The organism is Streptomyces sp. NPDC059398, assembly GCF_042751845.1.
Taxonomy (GTDB): domain Bacteria; phylum Actinomycetota; class Actinomycetes; order Streptomycetales; family Streptomycetaceae; genus Streptomyces.
Genome location: NZ_JBHYWP010000185.1, coordinates 2,047 through 5,023 on the forward strand (window position 1 = coordinate 2,047; position 2,977 = coordinate 5,023).

Consider the following 2,977-nt stretch of genomic DNA (forward strand, 5'->3'; position numbering starts at 1 on the left):
CTCTCCGCACACCCGTCCCCTCTCGCCCCCCTCTCTCTACCGGACATTTTTTATTTTCCCGATCGGCGGGGGCGCACCCCCGGGGCGGCGCCCCGGAGCGTTTCCCGGGGTCCCCCGGAGCGCCACCCCCGGGGTGATGCAGCATGGGGGTGTACGAATTCCGAATGCGGAGCCGGAAGCCGGGGAGACGTGGACGTGGCGCAGAAGCCGAAGGTCGTACTGGGGGTCAGCGGGGGCATCGCCGCGTACAAGGTGTGCGAGGTGCTGCGCAGGCTGACCGAGTCCGGCCATGACGTACAGGTCGTACCGACCGAGTCCGCGCTCCACTTCGTCGGCGCCGCGACCTGGTCGGCGCTCTCCGGACACCCCGTGTCCACCGAGGTCTGGTCCGACGTCCACGAGGTCCCCCATGTGCGGACCGGACAGGGCGCCGACCTGGTGCTGGTCGCCCCCGCCACCGCCGACCTGCTCGCGAAGGCCGCCCACGGGCTCGCCGACGACCTGCTGACCAACACACTGCTCACCGCCCGGTGTCCGGTGGTCTTCGCCCCGGCGATGCACACCGAGATGTGGGAGCACCCCGCCACCCGGGAGAACGTGGCGACGCTGCGCCGCCGCGGCGCCGTCGTGATCGAACCGGCGGTCGGGCGTCTCACCGGTGTGGACACGGGCAAGGGCAGGCTCCCCGACCCCGGCGAGATCTTCGAGACCTGCCGCCGGGTGCTCGCCCGCGGGGCGACGGTGCCCGACCTGGCGGGCCGCCATGTGGTGGTCAGCGCCGGCGGCACCCGGGAACCGCTCGACCCGGTCCGCTATCTGGGCAACCGCTCATCGGGCAAACAGGGGTACGCCCTCGCCCGTACGGCTGTGGCCCGCGGCGCCCGGGTGACGCTGATCGAGGCCAACACCGGGCTGCCCGCGCCGGCCGGGGCCGATGTGGTGCACGTGGGCACGGCGGTGCAGCTGCGGGAGGCGGTCCTGAAGGCCGCGGCCGACGCCGACGCGGTGGTCATGGCCGCCGCGGTGGCCGACTTCCGGCCCGCCGCCTACGCCCAGGGCAAGATCAAGAAGCGGGACGGCCAGGAACCCGCACCGATCGCGCTGGTCCGCAACCCGGACATCCTCGCCGAGATCTCCCAGGACCGCGCCACGCCCGGACAGGTCGTCGTCGGATTCGCGGCCGAGACGGACGACGTGCTCTCCAACGGGCGTCAGAAACTGCGGCGCAAGGGCTGTGATCTGCTCGTCGTCAACGAGGTCGGGGAGCACAAAACGTTCGGCTCCGAGGAGAACGAGGCAGTCGTCCTCGCGGCCGACGGAGGCGAGACCGCCGTGCCGTACGGCTCCAAGGAAGCCCTTGCCGATACCGTCTGGGATCTGGTGGTACCACGGTTCGGATGAAAATCTGGTGACATCCACCGGGCCGGAGGAGACCGGTGGAAGCCGCTTTCCACCCCGTCCCGGCGGTCCGAAGGCCGTACCGCCGGAGCAGTGCCTCAGGTCACAGGGCTCCCACGGAGCGAGACACGTGCCCCGTTGACCGGAGGCGACCGATAAACTGGTCGCGGAATGAGCCGGGCGCAGCCCCCGGCCACTCCACCCGCGATCAGCCAGCAGCCGCTGCAACCCCAGGGAGCGTTGTGTCCCGTCGTCTGTTCACCTCGGAATCTGTCACCGAGGGCCACCCCGACAAGATCGCTGACCAGATCAGCGACACGATTCTCGACGCGCTTCTGCGTGAGGACCCCGCCTCCCGTGTCGCCGTGGAGACCCTGATCACCACGGGCCAGGTGCACGTGGCGGGCGAGGTCACCACCAAGGCGTACGCCCCGATCGCGCAGCTCGTGCGCGACAAGATCCTCGACATCGGCTACGACTCGTCGAAGAAGGGCTTCGACGGCGCGTCCTGCGGTGTGTCGGTGTCCATCGGCGCGCAGTCCCCCGACATCGCCCAGGGTGTCGACACCGCCTACGAGAAGCGGGTGGCCGCCGCCGGGGGCACCGAGGACGACGACCTCGACAAGCAGGGCGCCGGCGACCAGGGCCTGATGTTCGGCTACGCCTGCGACGAGACGCCTGAGCTGATGCCGCTCCCCATCCACCTGGCCCACCGGCTCTCGCGCCGTCTCTCCGAGGTCCGCAAGAACGGGACCATCCCGTACCTGCGCCCCGACGGAAAGACCCAGGTCACCATCGAGTACGACGGTGACAAGGCGCTCCGGCTCGACACGGTCGTGGTCTCCTCGCAGCACGCGAGCGACATCGACCTGGACTCGCTGCTCGCCCCCGACATCCGCGAATTCGTCGTCGAGCACGTGCTGAAGCAGCTGATCGACGACGGCATCAAGCTGGACACCGAGGGCTACCGCCTCCTGGTCAACCCGACCGGCCGCTTCGAGATCGGCGGCCCGATGGGCGACGCGGGTCTGACCGGCCGCAAGATCATCATCGACACCTACGGCGGCATGGCCCGGCACGGCGGTGGCGCCTTCTCGGGCAAGGACCCGTCGAAGGTGGACCGCTCCGCCGCGTACGCCATGCGCTGGGTCGCCAAGAACGTGGTGGCCGCGGGCCTCGCCACCCGCTGCGAGGTCCAGGTCGCGTACGCGATCGGCAAGGCCGAGCCGGTGGGCCTGTTCGTGGAGACCTTCGGTACGGCCGCCACGGACGTCGAGAAGATCGAGCAGGCCATCTCCGAGGTCTTCGACCTCCGCCCGGCCGCGATCATCCGCGACCTGGACCTGCTGCGCCCGATCTACGCCGAGACCGCCGCGTACGGCCACTTCGGCCGCGAACTCCCGGACTTCACCTGGGAGCGGACCGACCGCGTGGACGCACTGCGGAAGGCCGCGGGGCTGTAGACCCGCACCACCTTCTTGGTACGGGGGGGGGGCGGCGCGCGCCGGGGGGGGGGGGGGGGGCGCGGGGTGTGTGTGTGGGGGGGGGGGGGTGTGGGTGGTCGCGACACACCGAGCGG

General features: G+C 70.9%; 2 protein-coding genes. Both read left to right on the top strand.

From position 1 onward, the window contains the following. Positions 1–195 precede the first annotated feature (195 nt). Positions 196–1,401 (top strand): bifunctional phosphopantothenoylcysteine decarboxylase/phosphopantothenate--cysteine ligase CoaBC, encoded by a 1,206-nt coding sequence (gene coaBC, locus ACFXBC_RS34685; RefSeq protein WP_385033971.1) that lies wholly within the window; start codon positions 196–198, stop codon positions 1,399–1,401. A gap of 239 nt (positions 1,402–1,640) precedes the next feature. After that, the gene (gene metK, locus ACFXBC_RS34690) at positions 1,641–2,861 is read left to right on the top strand and encodes a methionine adenosyltransferase (protein WP_385033974.1); all 1,221 of its coding nucleotides are present in this window, start codon (positions 1,641–1,643) and stop codon (positions 2,859–2,861) included. The last annotated feature ends 116 nt before the right edge of the window (positions 2,862–2,977 follow it).